At 61.2% G+C, this 18116-nt stretch carries 16 protein-coding genes, 1 tRNA gene and 1 pseudogene; 9 read left to right on the top strand and 9 right to left on the bottom strand.

The features are described 5' to 3' along the window. On the top strand, window positions 1-300 hold a 300-nt coding region (locus tag EV686_RS19090), incomplete at its 5' end, for a TonB-dependent receptor (protein WP_207901864.1). A 62-nt stretch (window positions 301-362) separates the two neighbouring features. Next, window positions 363-782 carry a Fur family transcriptional regulator gene (locus EV686_RS17095; RefSeq protein WP_132478175.1) on the top strand — a complete coding sequence of 140 codons (420 nt, stop codon included), beginning with the start codon at window positions 363-365 and terminating at the stop codon, window positions 780-782. A 44-nt stretch (window positions 783-826) separates the two neighbouring features. On the opposite strand, the pseudogene EV686_RS18925 reads toward EV686_RS17095, so the two are convergent. Next, window positions 827-919, bottom strand: a pseudogene (locus tag EV686_RS18925) (RNA-guided endonuclease InsQ/TnpB family protein); the annotation flags it as partial. Between the two features lie 146 nt (window positions 920-1065). On the opposite strand from EV686_RS18925, the gene EV686_RS17105 reads away from it, so the two are divergent. Continuing rightward, window positions 1066-1314, top strand: a complete 249-nt coding sequence (locus tag EV686_RS17105) for a type II toxin-antitoxin system CcdA family antitoxin (protein WP_132478176.1) — start codon at window positions 1066-1068, stop codon at window positions 1312-1314. Beyond that, entirely contained in the window at window positions 1314-1613 is a 300-nt protein-coding gene (locus EV686_RS17110) for a CcdB family protein (RefSeq protein ID WP_132478177.1), read from the top strand. The genes EV686_RS17105 and EV686_RS17110 overlap by 1 nt, the downstream gene beginning before the upstream one ends. A gap of 135 nt (window positions 1614-1748) precedes the next feature. On the opposite strand, the gene EV686_RS17115 is transcribed toward EV686_RS17110, so the two are convergent. Further along, a complete protein-coding gene (locus EV686_RS17115) occupies window positions 1749-2744 on the bottom strand; it encodes a GlxA family transcriptional regulator (RefSeq protein WP_132478178.1) in 996 nt (331 codons plus the stop codon). Window positions 2745-2877: 133 nt separating this feature from the next. On the opposite strand from EV686_RS17115, the gene EV686_RS17120 reads away from it, so the two are divergent. Beyond that, on the top strand, window positions 2878-3771 hold the full coding sequence (locus tag EV686_RS17120; protein ID WP_132478179.1) for an MBL fold metallo-hydrolase: 894 nt from the start codon (window positions 2878-2880) through the stop codon (window positions 3769-3771). Window positions 3772-3997: 226 nt separating this feature from the next. Here EV686_RS17120 and EV686_RS17125 read toward each other — a convergent pair. After that, window positions 3998-4074: transfer RNA gene (locus EV686_RS17125), tRNA-Met, on the bottom strand. Window positions 4075-4304: 230 nt separating this feature from the next. Here EV686_RS17125 and EV686_RS17130 point away from each other — a divergent pair. The 4 genes from EV686_RS17130 (at window position 4305) to EV686_RS17145 (ending at window position 8474) form a co-directional block, all read left to right on the top strand. After that, on the top strand, window positions 4305-5180 hold the full coding sequence (locus EV686_RS17130) for a DMT family transporter (protein WP_132478180.1): 876 nt from the start codon (window positions 4305-4307) through the stop codon (window positions 5178-5180). Window positions 5181-5342: 162 nt separating this feature from the next. Further along, window positions 5343-6257 carry a LysR family transcriptional regulator gene (locus EV686_RS17135; RefSeq protein ID WP_132478181.1) on the top strand — a complete coding sequence of 305 codons (915 nt, stop codon included), beginning with the start codon at window positions 5343-5345 and terminating at the stop codon, window positions 6255-6257. Window positions 6258-6510: 253 nt separating this feature from the next. Further along, entirely contained in the window at window positions 6511-7500 is a 990-nt protein-coding gene (locus EV686_RS17140) for a Bug family tripartite tricarboxylate transporter substrate binding protein (RefSeq protein ID WP_132478182.1), read from the top strand. Between the two features lie 32 nt (window positions 7501-7532). Next, window positions 7533-8474, top strand: coding sequence for a M14 family metallopeptidase (locus EV686_RS17145; RefSeq protein ID WP_132478183.1), 942 nt, complete (start codon window positions 7533-7535; stop codon window positions 8472-8474). Between the two features lie 126 nt (window positions 8475-8600). On the opposite strand, the gene EV686_RS17150 is transcribed toward EV686_RS17145, so the two are convergent. The 6 genes from EV686_RS17150 to tssK form a co-directional block, all read right to left on the bottom strand. Continuing rightward, entirely contained in the window at window positions 8601-9197 is a 597-nt protein-coding gene (locus EV686_RS17150) for a BPSL1445 family SYLF domain-containing lipoprotein (RefSeq protein WP_132478184.1), read from the bottom strand. Between the two features lie 296 nt (window positions 9198-9493). Beyond that, window positions 9494-11014, bottom strand: a complete 1521-nt coding sequence (locus tag EV686_RS17155; protein WP_132478185.1) for a serine/threonine-protein kinase — start codon at window positions 11012-11014, stop codon at window positions 9494-9496. Further along, a complete protein-coding gene (tagF, locus tag EV686_RS17160; protein ID WP_132478186.1) occupies window positions 11011-11766 on the bottom strand; it encodes a type VI secretion system-associated protein TagF in 756 nt (251 codons plus the stop codon). Before tagF ends, EV686_RS17155 begins: the two co-directional genes overlap by 4 nt. Further along, window positions 11748-15356 carry a type VI secretion system membrane subunit TssM gene (gene tssM, locus EV686_RS17165; protein ID WP_132478187.1) on the bottom strand — a complete coding sequence of 1203 codons (3609 nt, stop codon included), beginning with the start codon at window positions 15354-15356 and terminating at the stop codon, window positions 11748-11750. Before tssM ends, tagF begins: the two co-directional genes overlap by 19 nt. Further along, the gene (locus tag EV686_RS17170; RefSeq protein ID WP_243650941.1) at window positions 15353-16573 is read right to left on the bottom strand and encodes a DotU family type VI secretion system protein; all 1221 of its coding nucleotides are present in this window, start codon (window positions 16571-16573) and stop codon (window positions 15353-15355) included. Before EV686_RS17170 ends, tssM begins: the two co-directional genes overlap by 4 nt. 189 nt (window positions 16574-16762) lie before the next feature. After that, window positions 16763-18097, bottom strand: coding sequence for a type VI secretion system baseplate subunit TssK (gene tssK / locus EV686_RS17175; protein ID WP_132478189.1), 1335 nt, complete (start codon window positions 18095-18097; stop codon window positions 16763-16765). Between the last annotated feature and the right edge of the window lie 19 nt (window positions 18098-18116).

Below are 18116 nucleotides of genomic sequence, written 5' to 3' on the forward strand. Positions count from 1 at the left end.
CTCCTCGCATGGGCAAGCGCCTTGCCACCGAAATCGTCCAGGCTTTGCGCGAGCAGACCGTCATCGTGCCTGGAACCCAGGCAGCCACCATCGTCATACGCTTTGGTGGGAGTCAGCGCGGGCTACCTGGTGAACAAGAATTTGCGGATTCGGGCAGGCATCAACAACGTGTTCGACAAGAAGCTGTATCGGACCGGCCTGAACTACGGGACCAGCAACAGCCTGATCCTTGGCGCAGGCGCCAGCACATACAATGAACATGGCCGTTCATTCTTTGTGAGTGTCACCAGCTCGTTCTAAATTGTCATCCGGCCGGCGACCGTATGATGCGGCACCGGCGTCTTTCAGTTCGGTGAACAACAATGAATCCGGAAGATAGTCACTCGCAGTCCGCCACAGCGCTGCTCGCTGCGAACGTCCGCATCACGCTGCCAAGGCTGGTTATTTTTTCTATACTGAACGACAGCGAATCTCCGCTCGAAGCTATCGAGATAGCCCAGCTCCTCGAGCGGCGGCGCACCGCCATATCGTTGTCGTCGATCTATGCGGTTCTCTCGCGGCTGGAATCCGCGGGCTTGATCGAGAGCCGCGTGTTTGGCGGAAGCAAAACCATCTATGCTTGCACGGGACGCCACCAATCCATCCGGATCACCTGCGCTGCCGGCAAGGGACAGGTACGGTTAGAGGACGCACGCATCGAGCATGCCATCCGCGCTGTTTGCCAGGATCGCGGCCTCGTGCTGCGCAATTTCACAGTGTCCATCAACGCCGATGCGGCCTGACGTTTTGACATCCTCCCCGTCCTCGACCTGTGGTTGCCGCTTGCGTTCCACATCAGCTTGTACTCCAGTTGGTACCGGAACTCGTACCAGCCCTGGTCGAGGATGGCTTTGTTCAGGCCCGGTTTGGCCCGAACATGCAACGCTGTCCGGGGGTGTCACGGCCGTCAAGGGAAATCGATTATGAAATTGTGGTCGTAATTGCCCACTTGTACAGCCGTACCGTGTGCATATAATGTATTGAAACTGATGCGCATTTTTGCGCCACACGATTTAGGGGAATGCCATGCTGACTGCAAGCCGCCCACGCGCCGCCAATAAGCGAGCGACGAATGTTTCACTACCTGAAGACCTGCTGGCCGAAGCCAAGGCGCTGCAAATCAACGTCTCACAGGCGGCCGAAGCCGGAGTGGCTCAAGCTATCACACGAGCACGCAGCGAACTCTGGCTTGCCGAGAACCAGGAAGCCATCGAGAGTTCCAATGCGTATGCTGAAAAATACGGTCTTCCGCTGGCGAAGTACCGGCTGTTCTGATGAGTCGCTACGACGTCTACCCGAATCCGTCGGGGTTTGGCTATCTTCTGGATGTTCAGGCAGACATTCTGCAACAGATGAGCACGCGTGCAGTAGTGCCCTTGCTTCCGGTGAGCAAGGCACCCAAACCCGCGAAAACGCTTAATCCGGTGTTTGACATCGCCGGTGAACCGCACGTGATGGTGACGCAGTATCTCGCGGCGGTTCCGGAACGAGAGCTACAGACCCCGGCATGCGGTCTTCAGCATCGGAATGACGATATCGTAGCTGCTGTGGACTTTCTGTTCCATGGATTCTAGCCGTTTTCGGTTCAAAAGGGCCGCGCATCGCCGCTGTGCGCTGAGACTTCACAGTTAACGCACCTGCTGTGCTGCATCATGACGTAGGCCATTACGTTGTCAATATTTCGCAAGACTTTCGTGCAGGGACATCACTCAGAACGGCTGAGGCATCATAGATGTTTGGGCTTCTGTATTTAAAGCATTGCAGAAGCTGCGTCGGTAATTCGACGGCGAGGTACCCAATTGGGAGGCAAATTGCTGACGTAGCGCCAAGGGCGTGCCAAAGCCGACTTCCGAGGTGATGTGCTCAATTGACAACGCTGTCGTTTCCAGCAACTGTTGTGCTCTGGCGACCCGCTCGGCATTCAGCCACTTGGTGACGGTTGTACCGGTTACCTCGCGAAAGCGCCGCGTGAAGGTGCGTCGACTCATTTTGGCGATATCGGCGAGCGCATCCAGTGATAGCGGTTCAGACAGGTTTGCTCGCGCCCAGTCAAGGACGACAGGCAAGCGGTCATCGCCAGGCAGCTTGGGGATAGGCCGTTCTATGTATTGGGCCTGGCCGCCGGGCCGGTGCGGTGGCGTGACCAGCAATCTGGCGACGTGGTTCGCCGCTTCGCTGCCGTGGCGCTGGCGCAGCAAATGCAGACAGCAATCAATGGCAGCGACCGTTCCGGCTGAAGTGACGATGTTGTCGTCCGCCACGTACAGCACATCGGGGCGGAAGATGCTTTGAGGAAAACGACGCGCAAAGACGTCGCGCACCGCCCAGTGGGTGGTGGCTGCTCGTCCGTCGAGCAAACCCGCATCACCCAGCACGAACGCGCCCAAGCACAGGCCAACGATCAGCGTGCCTTGCCGATGGGCCTGCGCCAGCGCGGCGGTGAGTTCGACCGACGCAGAAGCTTCAGGATCGCCCCAGGCGGGAATGATGACGATATCGGCCTCGTCCATGGCTTCGAGCCCATGGGTTACGCCTATCACGATGCCTTGGTCGCTACGCAGCTGACCTGGCGCTTGCGCGAAAACCTGGAGTTCGTAGTGGGGCGACCCCGATTCACCACTAGCTCCCAGAACCATGCCGGGAACGGAAAGGTGAAAAAGACTGATGCCCTCGAAGGCGAAAACGGCGACGCGAATAGTTGCCATAGGATAGGGAAGAATAAAAATTGATGATTGGCCCGATTTTATCGAATATTGTCATTCGGGCCACTGTTTCGTCTGCAGCCGACAAACCACAATGGAGACCATTCATTCATCAGCACTACATCGGAGTCGTCGCATGACTATCAAAGCCCTCGCCAGTTCTTTGGCATTAGCCTTGAGCCTTACCACCAGTGCCGCCTTGGCTCAAACACCAACAGCCTCAACACAGCAATCGGCCACGGAAAAAGTGCAGCTGCAGCAGATTCGCAATGCGACCGTAAAAATCACTTACGCCGATACCACTTTCCTCATCGACCCGATGCTGGCCAAGAAAGGAACCTACCCCGGCTTCGAGGGAACCTATCGCAGCGAGTTGCGCAACCCTCTGGTGGAATTGCCGATGCCAGAGCAGGATGTGCTGGCAGGAGTCGATGCCGTTATCGTCACCCATACCCATCTTGATCACTGGGATGATGCGGCTCAGGCGCTGGTGCCGAAAGAGATTCCGCTTTATACGCAGAACGATGCCGATGCCGGCCTTATCCGCTCACAGGGTTTCACCAATGTCCGTGTCCTGTCCGATAAAGCCGAGTTCGGTGGCGTGACGCTTAACAAGACTGGGGGTCAGCATGGCACCGACGAAATGTATGCCTTGGACGAAGTGGCGAAATTTCTTGGCGATGCCATGGGCGTCGTTTTCCAGGCGCCGGGTCACAAGACGCTTTACCTGGTAGGCGACACCGTATGGCGCGATGAGGTCGATCAGGCGCTGGCTCAATACGAGCCGCAAATCATTGTGCTGAATGCGGGGTACGCGATGCTGAGCGATTTCGATGGTTCCATCATCATGGGCAAGGAAGATGTATTGCGTGCCGCCCAAACCGCGCCGAACGCGCAAATCGTGACCACGCACATGGATGCCATCAATCACATGGCACAAACCAGGCAGGAGCTGAGGGAATACGTCCAGGAAAAGAACATCCAGGATCGTGTGGAAATTCCAGAGGACGGCGCAACAGTCGAGTTCTAATTCCGGCGTAGGCCGCTTGGACATGACAAGCATGACTCGTGACTGAAGCCCGGCGCATGTGGCGGTTCACCAAATCCAATGGGATCACGAAAATTCGCCGCATAAGGGTTGACACTCGGTTGTTGGTGCCATTAAAGATGCCATAAAAGGGCCGAATTTTAATGGCTGCCCAGAAACGAAAAATGCCGTAAACCCTTGATCTTATTGGGTTTACGGCATTCGCATCTGGTGGCGCATCCCTGATTCGAACAGGGGACCTGCGGATTATGATTCCGTCGCTCTAACCGGCTGAGCTAATGCGCCAAGCCCTGTAATATAGCAAATTATTATTTTTCGTGTCAAGCGTCATTCCGACAGCCCTAGTCTTTCCCCTCCCTAGCCCTCCCTGAAAATTTCTTGGTCAAAATGAGCCGGAACACTGGCGCGCACTTGCCCGCCTATCCCCGGACCGCTACCCTAGGCCGACTATCCCTTCCATCGAACGACAGCACGGCATCCCCACCTCCAGCATCGCCCCCGAGCATCGAAGTTTCATGAGCACTACAGCATCACAGCAAAGCAATATCCGGACAGGCATCCTCTGCATTCTGGTTGGCATATTCTGCCTGACCCTCAGCGACAGCCTGGCCAAATGGCTGGGCCCGTTCTACTCCCCCATCCAGATTCTTTTCCTGCGCGCGGCCATCGCCCTTCCCCTCGTCACCATGCTTGTGCTGAGCCTGGGCGGGCGCAGGGCACTGCGCACCCAGCATATCGGCGTGCACCTGCTGCGCGGCGCCATCAACGTAGCCTCCGCTTCCTGTTTCTACCTGGGCCTGACTCTGCTTCCGCTGGCGGAAAACACCGCCATTGCATTTTGCGCTCCCTTGTTCGTGACCGCCATTTCCGTCGCATTCCTTGGCGAAAAAGTATCGAGAGGCGGCTGGCTGGCCATACTTGTCGGGTTTGCCGGCGTCGTGGTGATCGTCCGCCCCAGCCCCGGCAATATCCAGTGGGCCGCTTTGCTGCCGCTGGCCACGGCATTCGGCTACGCCGTGATGATGGTCAGCGCAAAACGCATCAGCGCTCGCGAAAGCATGCTCACGACGATGTTCTACATCGTCTTGGGGCAACTGGTATTCGCCAGCCTGCCGCTGGCCGCCGTCTGGAAACCGATCGACTGGTCGCATTTGCCTGGTTTCATCGGGATCGCCGTCTGCAGCACCATGGGACTCGGCCTCATCACCCAGGCATTCCGCATGGCGCCCGCATCGATCGTCGCCCCCTTCGACTACTTCGGCCTGATATCGGCCGGGTTGCTGGGCTGGTTCTTCTGGAATGAGCTGCCGGACGCCTGGTTCTATGTCGGCGCGCTGATGATCGCCGCCAGCGGCGTGTACGTGGCGCTATCCAATGGACGCCGCAGATAGTCCGGCACGGACAGGCTGATGCTTGCGGCTTGCAGCGCTCGCCGCCTGCCTGTCGCCCGGACCCGCCTGGCATAGGACTTCACGACTCCGCGCTCGGGGACTGTCCTATACCCGGATTCATCTCTTATGATGTCTTCCAGGACAATAGGATCAGAACCCGCCATGCCACAGCTCAAACTCCTGGAAGACCTGCTCGCCCTGGCGCAAACCGGCAGTTTCGTACGCGCGGCCGAACTGCGTCATGTCACGCATCCGGCGTTTGGCAGGCGCATACGCAGCCTGGAAGCCTGGGCAGGTACGGCGCTTGTCGACCGCTCCAGTACACCCGTCATCCTGACGCCGCAAGGCAAGATGCTGCTGAATACGGCCGGCCAGGTCATCGATCAGTTGGAGCGCGTTCGGCAGGCCATGCGGCAGGGCGAGGAAGAGAGCCAGAAGCGGGTTCGCATCGCCACGGGCCGCAGCCTTGCCCGCACCCTGGTCGCCGATTGGCTGGCCAAGCTCAGCAAGGGCCGGTCGCCCGTGCTCGACGGCAGCGCCCAGATCGAGATCGCAACCGGCGCTCTTGCCGATATGGCCAAACTGCTGGAGCAGGGCAAGACGGACCTGCTGTGCTGCTACGAGCACCCCTCGCTGTCGCATCTGTTGCGTCCCAGCCTGTTCGAATACATGACGCTTGCCACTGACAAACTTGTTCCCGTCTGCCAGACGGACTTCCATGGCAAACCGCGCTATCCCCTGGAAAGCGACGACGGCAAGTCGATACCTCTCATTTCCTATTCAGGCGGGCTGTCCATGGCCCGTATTCTCGGCGACCGCCTGCAGGCATTCCCCTACCCGCTGGTGCCTGTCGTGCACTGCGATTCACTGGACGCGGCGCTGGGCACGACGCGCAACGGCATGGGCGTCGCCTGGCTGCCCTGGTCAATGGTGGTGGGAGATTGCAGGCGCGGAACCCTGGCCGCATTGGGCGGCCGAAGCGAGCAGATATCCTTCGAAGTCCGCCTTTACCGGGCGAAAACCTCGACAGCAAATCTCGCCGGCGCGATCTGGAACGCCACCCAGTCCATGCGCTGAGCACGGGTTTCGTCCCGCCCCTATCTTATCCATACCCTGCCACTCTGCACCGGGCGCGCACTCTCCAATATTCCTGGACAGTCCATGACCCGATGAACAGAAAAAGCACGGCAATATGCCAAAACAGCACATAACACCTGGCTCCCGATACCACAATGAATCCCAGCAGTATCAAGACCGCCGTGGAGAACCGGCATCCCGAACGACACAAAGCGGCAGCGTCCGCCGCACTATTTTTATAAGGGAAACGATCATGACTTCATCCTGCCTGCTTCGCCGTACATTGGCAGCCCTTGCCGTCACCGCCAGTTTCTGCGCCGTATCCACCTCCGCGGCCCAGTCCTATCCGGAACGCCCCATTACCGTCGTCGTCGGCTATCCCGCCGGCGGCAGCGTCGACCTGACCGCGCGCCTGCTGAGCGAAGAGCTGGCGACACAGCTCGGCCAGAGCATCGTCGTCGAGAATGCGGGAGGCGCAGGCGGCACCATCGGCGCGCAGCGCGTCGCGCGGGCCAATCCCGATGGCTATACGCTGCTTGTCGGCTCCACCAACGAAATGGTCATCGCCGGCATGATCAACAGCGCCGTCCGCTACGACAGCGCCAAGGACTTCACGCCTATCGGCATGATCGCCTCGCAGCCCATGCTGCTGGCGGCTTCCAAGACATCTGGCGTCACCAGCGCCCAGGAATACCTGGACAAGCTCAAGTCCGGCGAGCCGGGCCAATACAACTTCGGCTCCTCGGGCATCGGCACCACGCTGCACCTTGCCGGCGAGATGATCAACGAATCCACCGGCACCAAGGCCGAGCACGTTCCCTATCGCGGCGTGGCTCCACTGGTCACGGACCTGATCAGCGGCCAGCTCAATTACGGCGTGCTGGTGCTCTCCTCCGGGCTGCCGCAGGTCAAGGGCGACAAGATCGTCGCTCTGGGCGTGACGGAGAAAAAGCGTTCGGCCGTCGCGCCCGATATTCCCTCATTGTCGGAAACTCCAGGATTCGAGCAGGTAGACATCAACGTGTGGTTCGGTCTCTATGGTCCGGCCAAGCTGCCGGAGCCTGTGGTGACGCGCCTGAACGAAGCGCTGACCGCCGTACTGAAGTCCGATGCCTTCCGCACCAAGATGTCGGAAAGCGGCGCCACCCTGTATGAGCCGGGCATCGACGGCGCCAGGTTCCTGGCATCCGAAACGGAAAAATACGGTCGCCTGGTCAAGCTGGCCAACATCGAGCCCAACTGATCGTTCACCTAACCACTACCGCAGGATTTACTATGTTCACCCTGGCGACTCCCGATCTGCAAGCCGAACGCATTGGCAACACCGACACACCTGGCGTCTGGCATTTCTCATCGGGGCAGCCTGGGCGGACGCTCATGGTTTCCGCCCTGGTGCACGGCAACGAGCTATGCGGCGCCTGGGCCTTGAAGGATCTCCTGGCATCCGGCATACGCCCGCGCCGCGGCAGCCTGATCCTGGCGTTCTGCAATCTCGCCGCATTCGATACCTTCGATCCGGCCAATCACGATGCCTCGCGTTTTCTGGACGAAGACATGAACCGGGCATGGACGGCGGAACGGCTGGACAACCCCACTACCCGCGACCGCCGGCGCGCAGTCGAGCTGCTTCCCTGGCTGAAGCGCAGCGACTGGCTGCTGGACCTGCACTCCATGCACGAACCTTCGGAGCCGCTGCAACTGACGGGCCTGCTCCCGCGCAATATCGCGCTGGCGCTGAAACTCAAGACGCCACGACATATCATCGTCGATGCCGGCCACAAGGACGGCACGCGCATGCGCGACTACGGACGCTATAGCGATGCCAACGACGCAGAGGCATGCTCCCTGCTGGTCGAGTGCGGATACCATGGCGATCCGTCCTCCCATGCCGTCGCCCGCGACCAAGTGGCGCGTATGCTGATGGCGGCCGATATCGTCGATGCGGCGGATATCCCCTCTGACTGGCTGCTGCCGGAGCCCGAAGCGCAGCACGTGCTCGAAGTCACCCATGCCATCGTCGCGCCCTCGATGAATGTGCGCTTCTCGCAAGACTGGAAAGGCCTGGAACGCCTGCCGGAAGCCGGCTCGATCATCGGCTGGGCGGACGACCAGCCCATCGTCACGCCCTACGACAACTGCACGCTGATCATGCCTTCGCTGCGCCAGTTGCTGCCGGGCGTCACCGTAGTCCGCCTCGCGCGCGATTACAGGCGCTAGCCAATAAAGAAAGAACCGGATAATGGAAAACGTGGTTTTCCATTATCCGGCAAAGCGCACCATGCACTGACAATCATACGGCACCGCAGCCCGGCAAGCGATCCTTCGTTTCCGGGCGCTCTTGCATCAAAGATCGATTTTCTGGATGCGGTCTCCCTGCAGTGAAATGCCCGCCGCAAGACCCACATTGTTCAGCACGAAGCCGATGACAGGTTCCTTGGCCGTATTCGTGTCGATCCGGCCATTGGCGCCAATATCGGCCACGGCAACCTTGGCATCCACCCCCAAAGTCCAGCCTTGGCTGTTGCGGAAATCATCCAGCGCCTGCTGCGTCATGAACAGCAGAATCGTCGCACGCGACTGCGCTCCTCCCTGGAAGCCGATGGACCCGCCGCCGGTGCTGTAATAACCGGCATGCTGGCCATTGACGCGTAGCTCTCCTTTGCCGTACTCGCCGCCTACAATGAAGCTGGCGCCGATGACCGACGGGAAAATCAGCACGCCCTTCGCTTTCTGCACCAGTTCGCGGGACTCGGGCGCCGCCGCATACAAACGGCTCAAGGCCCTGTCGTAGCCGTTGCGAATAACCTCCCTCTGCTCGGCGGCCGTTTCCTGATTGGCGGTATGCGGCGTAGTCGTACAGCCCGTGAAAGCCAGCGCGGCACCGGCAACCATCAGACTGGCAAGAATGGGCCGCAAGGAATTTTTTGTCTCGTATCGCATTGTTCTTCCCTCCTGGTCTCTGGAGAATAGATACGCCCTTAACAGCAGGCACGGAAACAGTATGCCTCGCTGGATTCCAAATGAAAGACAAAACAATTCAACAAATTACGATTCATGCCAGCCGGCTGACGAATACGATGAACGGGTGACCGACAGTTACGCATTTCTCCATGCTTTTCCGCAGACGGAAATCCCAGCCAACCTTACAGGCCGATAAAACCATGTTGATAGAGTGGAATTAGCAGAAATAAAACGCATTTAAACCAAATTAACAGATATATTTTGCATTTCCTCTTCTACTGCGATACAGCGGAACCGGAAGAAAAACGATGAGCGATGCTGGCACCGCCACCAGCCCTTACTTCCAGGGTTTGCCGCACAGGAGCCTGGCTGGCGTTCCGCAATTCAATGCGATATGTGCCTGGCGCAAGCTGCAAGGACTTCATCGGCGGGCTGACTCCCCGGCTGACGCCATCCACGTAAATCTCGGCCCAGGGAGCAATATCCAGGCTCACCCTGACAGGAGCGGCGGACGACGGCTCTTGCTCCCGTCCTGCCGTGCTCTTCGCCTCGTCCACGGAGCCGGCCTCCTCACCCTCGCTGTGTCCGACGTCCTCCTGCGTCGACTCCTGCTGTATCGGCAAGACATCCGCCTCACCGGGATTCTCCGGCAATACCCCTCGACTTGCCGTATCTTCCATTCCGGCAAGCGCAGGCCCCTGTCCTATGCCATCGCTGCTTCCCCGCTCCTCCTGCCGCTGATCGAGCGAATATCCTGCCAACGATCCGGGCTCTTCCATTGCCGTACCTGGCAAAGCCTGTGGCTGCGGCTGGGCGGGCGGCATGTCCGTTTTCTCGTCGCCATCGCGCCTGGACTCTTGCGCAACAGAATCCGGCGATGCCTGCATGCCCTGTGCCGGAATTGCATCCGCAGGATCCTTTTCGCCCTGTCCCAGCCACCACCAGCCACCCAGCCCCAGGACCAGTGCCAGCAGGACCAGAGCAACCATCCCGACAGGCGCCGGTTCCGGCCTCTTTACTGCCTGGTTTTCCACGTATTTCGGCAACTCCCGCGCCTGTTCCGTTCCTTCGCAGACGGCGGGCGGCTCGCAAGCTGGCGACTCCCGCATTCCATCCTTCGGGCCGGCCGGCATGGCAGACGCCTGCGTCTCTTCTTCCAGCAACACTTCGGGCACGATGTCATCCACGGACATCCCGGACGTAACGGGCAAGATATCCTCTGCCGGCGCGGTCAGGCTGTCCGGAACCCGACCCAGCAAGACGCGCAAGGATGCGATATCCGAAGGGCGGCCCTCCGGGAAAAACGCCATGCCGCGGCGCACCGCCTCGCCTAGCCCATGATCGCTCCATGCGGCCGTCGTCTGCTCCACCAACGCTTCCGCCGCCTCTCCTTCGATGGCCCGCTGCAAGGCGCACGGCGGACGCCTGCCTTCCATCAGGGTCCACGCAATCGCACATGCAGCATGGATGTCCGCCCTTGCCCCGTCGGCGGCATCGTTCACGCCTGCGCCATGGCGCTCGAATGCCGCATAGCCCCTCATGCGCGCATCCATGTCCGTGCCGCCAAGCTCCATCCGGGGCGGCAAGACCTGCACGCTCCCATCGGCATCCTGCCAGACATCGTCCAGGCTCAGCATGCCATGCCAGCGACCATGGCGATGCCAGGCATCCAGCGTCTGCAGTATCGAGTCCAGGACACTGCGCACATCGGCATCCGCCATGGATCCGGCTTTTTCCCGCCATGCCTGCGCAACCGGATGGCTCTCGAAGACGTGTCTGATCTCTATGGCCTTCATGCGATCCCCCCCATTCCAGCCGAAGCGAACAGACGCTGGAACAGCATGACATTCAGCCGGCCTCCATGCATACATGTCCGCATTGGCACGCCATCTCCCGCGCTGGCCCACCATAGACTGGTATGCGCATGCGGATTGAATCCGGACGACAGCGCGGGATGCAGGCTGGCAGCCATCGATGGCACCGGGACATCGACCTCAGGCGTTGTCATTCCCGCATTCAATATGTCCAGAATATCCTGGCTGGGCGACGAAATCCGTCTTGCATCCGTCAGGGTATTCGACCAGCGCGCGGCCAATGTTTCGCGCAATTGCAGCAGCAGGCGATCCAGGTGATCCGCACCGCTGCCGCGCTGGATGACATCGCGCAGGCCTGAGCGCATCTGTAGATAGGCGGTTTCCAGCAGCGGCGCCCATTCCGTCCGCCAGCTTCCCGGATCCAGCAGCATCATTGCGACCACGGCATAGCGGCGGCCGACCCTGTCGCGGCTCGGCGCAATGCAGCCGGCCTGCAGCCAGCCCTGCCCCACGCCTCCGGGCAGCAGGAACTGCCACACCTGGCCCGAAGACAGGCTGCTGTCCTCTCCGGCGATCTGCTGCGCGCGCCGATGCTGCGCAAAACACTGCTGCAGCCACATGTCCCATTCGGTGATGACCGGCCGCGGCAGGCGTCTATAGACAAAATCTCCGGCCGCCGGAATCTTGCCGTACCAGCCGATCTCGGCCACGGGATCTACTGTGCGCCCGGACATGAGAACCCCTCCATTTCGGCAAGACGCAACGGATTCTTAACGCTGTTGGCAACGACCTCCAGCACGACCTCGCGTTCATCGAACTGGAAAGTCGCCAGCATGGAATCAGGCGTGCGGCCCTGTGTCACTTTGGCGCCATCCATCCAGCGGTGCAGTGCCCACGGCCCTGCAATCGCCGAAGATGCACCGCGCCCCGCCGGCAGCACTTCCATGCGCACCCGCCCCGATCCCTGCGTACCCGGCCAGCGGACCTGTGTGTCGACGATGGGCCCATGCGCATAGCGCACCACCTGCCCATCAACATCCAGCGTGAACTGCGTGATTTCCGGCGACATGCGCACCGGCCGGATCGTCACGCTGAACGAAGGCTCGGCGCCCGCGCCAGTGAAATAGACATGGCCGATGACGCTGGCGCGCTGGAACGCGTCCAGGAAACCGGATGGACGGCTTTCCTGGCCTTGCACGCCGGACTTGAAACGCCAGCGCTTCTGCGACATGTCCACCCGACCGACCAGGTGCTGCTGAAAAAACTGGCCCATCATGCCGCCAGGTGCGAACATGCGCGCCATATCATTAGGCGCCACATCGCGCTGCGATGCGCGTGAAAAAGGATAGCGCCCGGCAATCGCCTGGCGGCAGAAGAGCCCGATGGTCGCCTCCACGTTCTCGCCCAGGCCTTCCTGCACCTGCGCGGAGATTTCTCCCATTGCGGTATCCGACATATCCGTCAGGACTTCGCGCAAAGGGTTGGGCAGCCGCGTGGCCTCGGCCTGCAGCTTGGTCACAACCCCGTCGCTTGGCGGGGCATTGGCGCTTCGCAGCGCGGCATCCGTCGCCGTCAGATAGGTGTAGAACTCATCCAGCAGTCCGGTCGTCGCCTGCATGGCCGACACGCCTCCCCCCTCCGCCGACAACAGCTGCCGGAAGGGCTGAAAATGCTCATCCACGATGCGCTCCATGCGTTCATCCGACGCATCGTCGCGCGGCAGGCCATCGGGCCGCACCGAGCCGAACATCTGCTCGAGCGTATTGCGCGTGCTCGACACCCTGCCCTGCGCCCGCTCCACCAGGGCACGCGCATCCTCATTGGACTCCCGCAGCAGATGCGTTTCCCTTGCCACTGCCTGGACCATGCGCACCAGGGGCGAATCCGGCGCGGACAGCACCCTGGCGATCTGTATATTCTGCAGCATGGACTCTCCCTTGCGGACCTTGATATCCGAAAGATACTCGTCCCACAGCCGGACATAATCGTTCAGGTACAACTGGCGCACATTGCGCTCCAGCTGTGCGCGCTGGCCGAGATCGAGCCGCTGCGCTTCGGCCGTCCCCAGTATCCACACATCGTCGCGCAGCAGCTCGCCAACTATCGCGCCGATGCGTGTATTGAATACCTTCCAGTAGCCCTGGTAGCTGAACAGGTCTGGAATGCCGTGTGTCAGAGGCTTCCCGCTGGCCCGGTAGAAGACGGAGGTCGCCTGAGGCCCGCCCATGCTGACGACCGAATGCGACTCGGCAGGCGCATCCCGCAACAGCCGCTGGATCCGGCTGTAGGCGCGCTGCGACAGCGTAAAGGCCGCCAGTTCCTCCCGCCGCTGCGAGACCAGCGCCTCATCCATGGGAAAAGGCGATGCCAGTATCCGAGATCTCGTCAGCGACGCCACGTGCCGGTCCAGCTCGTCGAACTGGGTGCGCGTATAGCCTTCCGGCAGCAGCTTCACCATGTCGCCCAGCAGCCAGGTATGCATGAAATCGGCATCATAGCGCTCAGCGTCATGCAGCATCAGGTAGGCGCGCAGTGTTTCATAGGCATACTCCATGTCGTCCCGGGGATGACTGTTGCGCAGTGCCTGCTCCACCCTGCGCGCGGCCTGGGGCAGCATCACCGTTTCCAGCGTATGCTGGTAGACCCCGTCCGAGGCAGCGCGCATCTTGTCTCCCTGGTACAGGCCGAAGCCGTAGCGCATCGACGGATCCTCGAGCGAAAAATGCTGGCTGTGAGGCAGATACCAGAGCGTGTTCAGATACGACAGCAGGCCGTGCACCTCCCCACTGTCCGACACCTTCACATCCCGGCTGGCCTTTTCCACGACAGGGACACGCTCGGCGATTTCCTCGAGATAGGCCTTGTTGTTTCGATAGCTGCCGATCCAGCCCGTCAGCAGCACCACTGCCGCCGAGGCAAGCAGACCATAGCCCAGCCAGTGCAGCTGGCGGTAGCGGCGCTCCCAGCGATGGTTTCTTCCCGCCAGGCCCGCCTCGCGAAAGATCAGCTGCTGCAGCAGGTTCTTCAGGAAGTAGCTTCGGCCCTCGCTGCGGCCCGCATCGCCGTCCGTCACGCCATCGATGCGCAGGTAGCGTTTCAGCTGTCCCGTCACCTGGTCGAACGGCTCTCCCTCCTGCGTTCCGCTGGTGAAGTAGACGCCGCGTGGAAGTAGCCTGGCTTCGTATCTCGACGTGGAAAACACATCGCTGAGGAATTGGCCGAGCATGGCCCTGAGGGTGGCGAACTGCTGCGGCAGCATATAGGCCAGCGCTCTTCGGTCAGCGTCGGGCTCCACCGAGACAACATGCGGCAAGGCTGCATTCAAGCGCTCCTCCAGCAAGCCGAACTCTTCCTGGAAGGATTCATACAGATTGAATCCAGGCTGCTGCGCCTTGTCGAACGGAAATGTAAAGCCCCACACCTGCGCCAGTTCCTCCCGCGAGAACGAAGAGAAATAAGCCTCGAAGCCGCTGAGCAGGTCCGTTTTGGTCACCAGCACGTAGATGGGGAACTGGATGCCCAACTGCTCGCGCAGCTCGTGCAGCCTGCGCCGTAGCGTGGCGGCATGCTGGACCCGTTCCGCATCCGTAGCCGACAGCAGATCGGCTACGCTGACCGTGAGGATCGCGCCGTTGATCGGCTGCCTGCCGCGATAGCGGGACAGCAATCCGAGAAAGCCCAGCCACTCCTTTTCGTCTCCGACCTGATCGCTTTCATGCGTCGTGTAGCGCCCCGCGGTATCCAGCAGCACGGCCTCGTCCGTGAACCACCAGTCGCAATTGCGTGTTCCGCCCACGCCACGGACCGCGGTCTTGCCGAAACGTTCCGACAAAGGAAAATTCAGGCCGGAGTTGACCAGCGCCGTCGTCTTGCCCGAGCCCGGCGCGCCGATGAACACATACCACGGCAGCTGATAGATGTACTGCCGGGAAAAACGCTGCATCCATGCGGGCCTCCTGGCGTCGGAGAAACGAGCCTTCTTCAGCAGATCCAGCGCTTCACCGAAGCGATGCGACAGCTCGCGCAGATCATCGTCCTGCTCGTTCTTGTCGCTCCTGGCGGGCTGCGATCGGGATTGCCTTCTCAACTGTCCCAGCAGCCTGGCGTTCAACCGGCCCTCGCGCCATTTGCGCCAGAGCCAGCGCAGGATCCACACCAGGAAGATCAGCCCGATCACCCAGGCCCGCACCGCGGCGGACTCCAGCGGCCGGCTCGCGCCGATCGCAAGCAGCGGACCCGCCACCCAGATCAGCAGCGCCAGCGCAACGAGCCCAAGGAAATTCCACAGTCCTCTGCTCAGGAAAAAAGACAGTATCCGATTCATTGGGCACCTCGCGACTGTGCCTGCGCCGGCATGATCAAAGCAATCTCCACTCGTCGGTTTCTCGCACGGTTCTCAGGCGTCGTATTCGGCACCAACGGATCGGCCTCGCCCCGTCCCCGCGCCTCCACCCTGCCGGGATCCGACAGCCGCTGAATCAATATCTCGCGCACGGCTTCGGCCCTCGCCTGCGACAAATGCCAGTTGGAAGGAAAGCGCGCGCTGCGGATCGGGACATTGTCCGTGTAGCCGTTGACGACCACCTGCCCTTGCAACGGCTCGAGCGCATCCGCCACCCGCCGCAGTACAGCGCGATAGCGCTCATCGACTTCGGTCGCCCCGGAGCCGAACAGGCCATCGCCGCGCAGTACAACGACACTGCGGTCCACCGCATCGTTGACAACGACCCAGCCGTCCCTGATGTCCGGCTCCAGCAGCACTGCCAGCCGGGGAGCCGCAGGCTGTACCGGGGCTGGGGGCCTTTCAGGCAGCACCTGGATGGTGGGCGTGCGTATCTGGCTGATGGCGGCAAACACAGGATCCGATTTAGCTCCCAGCATCCACCCCAGCAACAGATACCCCAGCAGCAGCAATGCCCCCACCAGCGCGAAGGCGGCCCACAAAGGCACGGGCAGACGCCTGCCCTGTTCCTGAGCGGGCGCGTCGCGCCAGTGGGGAGACAAGGCATCATCGTAAGATTGCCGATACTTGCGCAGCATCAACAGCAGGCGCTGCCGCAGCGTCGCGAGCTGCCCCTGGCCATTGTCGGCGACGCGATATCGGCCTTCGAACCCGAGCGCAAGGCAGTAGTACAGCAGCTCCAGCAACTCCAGGTGATCTTCCGGATGCTGCGACAGGCGCCCCAGCAACTGGAAGAATTTCTCCCCGCCCCAGGTTTCGTTGTGGAACGTCACCAGCAGGCTGTGCCCCGACCAGACGCCGTTTCCTCCCCAGGGCGTCAGCGCCGCGGCCTCATCGATCGCTGTGCAAAGGCAATAACGCGCGCCCAGGATGGTTTCATTGCTCACGCCGGCCCGCTGCGCACGCAGCTCGAAGTTCCGTATTTCATCCACCAGGTGTTCGCGCAGCATGGCCGGCGAAGGATGACTGGCTGTCGCCCGTATCTGCGGAATCAGGTCCAGCAATGGATTGGCCGCCGCCACCAGCGGATTGCCCTGCGACAGACCGGACGCCTCCTCCCAGCCGGAAGCATCCGGCATGCCGGTGACATAGTCTCTGTCAAGTGTAGTCATGACGCTCCAGGAAAAGCATTGTGAGTCACTCCCGCCTGAGATCGGGGGCTTTCTTGCCACGATACGAAGGCGCCTTTGGCACCGTATAGAACACTGCCTCGCCCGACCGCGTCGTAAACAACGAGGCTCGCGCTTTGGCGCGTGGTAAATGCATCATCAGGCGCGAATGGCCCAGAACTCCAGCCTCAGGTCGGGAAACTCCCCGGCCAGGTGCAACGCCATGGCGCCCGTTCTTTCCAGTTGCCGCCAGAGATCGCCATTCTTGCCGAGCGCGTAATAGGCGTAGCCCGCGTTGTAGGGCAGTTCCCGGGGCGCCACGGGCAGCGCCTGCAACTCGATGCCTGGCAGTTGCAGATGCACCAGGTCCCGTATGCGATCCACGGGACCTATCTTTACCTGGGCGGGGAAGCGCCGACGCAGGACATCGGCGGGCAAGTCCGCATGTACGGCCAGGACGAAGTCTGCGCTCTGCAGCAGCTCCGCATCGTGAATCTCTGCCACACTGACGCCTTGCCCGCGATCCGCCAGGACGATGGGAATGGCGTGCTGCTCCAGCACGGTGGACAGGAGGCGGCGCAACTCGCGCATCAAGACCTCGAAGCCCGGCGCCATGTCGTCGTGGACATAAGGCGTCATTTCCGCCAGGCGCCGCTGCGCGGCTCCATAGGTCGCCAGGGCTCCGGCCAGTTCCGTCCAGTTGCGGAACCATTGCCCGGGATGCGCATCGGGGAACTGGAGGTCGGCCCAGGTCTGTCCCGCATAGCGATTGATCAGCTCCAGCATCATGAAGTCGGCCACCTCGGCCACGCCTCCGCGACCGCTCTGCAGCACGCGATGAGCCAGGACTTCGCTGCGCGACGCCAGCAGGCCGTGCAGTTCCTGCAGGAAGCGCAGCAGGCGCGGCTGCCTGCCCGCAGCAAGCGTCGGAGGAATGTAATCCATGTCGATCCGCAGGCGGTTGTCGGTACCGCGCTCCAGCACACGCAGCAGTGGGATGGCGACCCATTCCGGTCCCATATCGCGCTCCAGCTTCAGGCGCCAGCACGGAACGCCCAGTTGCACCAGCGCGCTTTCGCCGCCTTCCATGCTGCGATCGGGCAGCGATCGCTCCACCACGGCATACCGCGCAAGCGACTCTCCCTCGCCATCGAAACTTACATCCTGCCCTCCGCTGCGGCGCATGGGCAGCGCCAGCATGACCCGGCACTGGCGCACGTCCGCCGGCACGTCCAGTACCAGCTCCGGCTGCGTCTGCGTATCGATGGAAAACGGCGTGCCGTCCGGCATTACGCCAACCGCCTGCCTGAGAACGATCTTTCCTATCTGCAGTGCCTCTTCATCAAGCGTCAGCGAGTGGACTCCCCAATAGAAACCCTGCTGCACCTGTGTGCGCACATTCAGTTGATGATCGAAATACCGTTCCAGTTGCTGGAAATGCTGCGGCCGAAGAAACATGCCTTCGGTCCATACCACTTTGGGTTGAAATGACATAGATAGGATTTCTGCTTTT

This window comes from Paracandidimonas soli, from assembly GCF_004342005.1.
Taxonomy (GTDB): Bacteria; Pseudomonadota; Gammaproteobacteria; order Burkholderiales; family Burkholderiaceae_B; genus Paracandidimonas; species Paracandidimonas soli.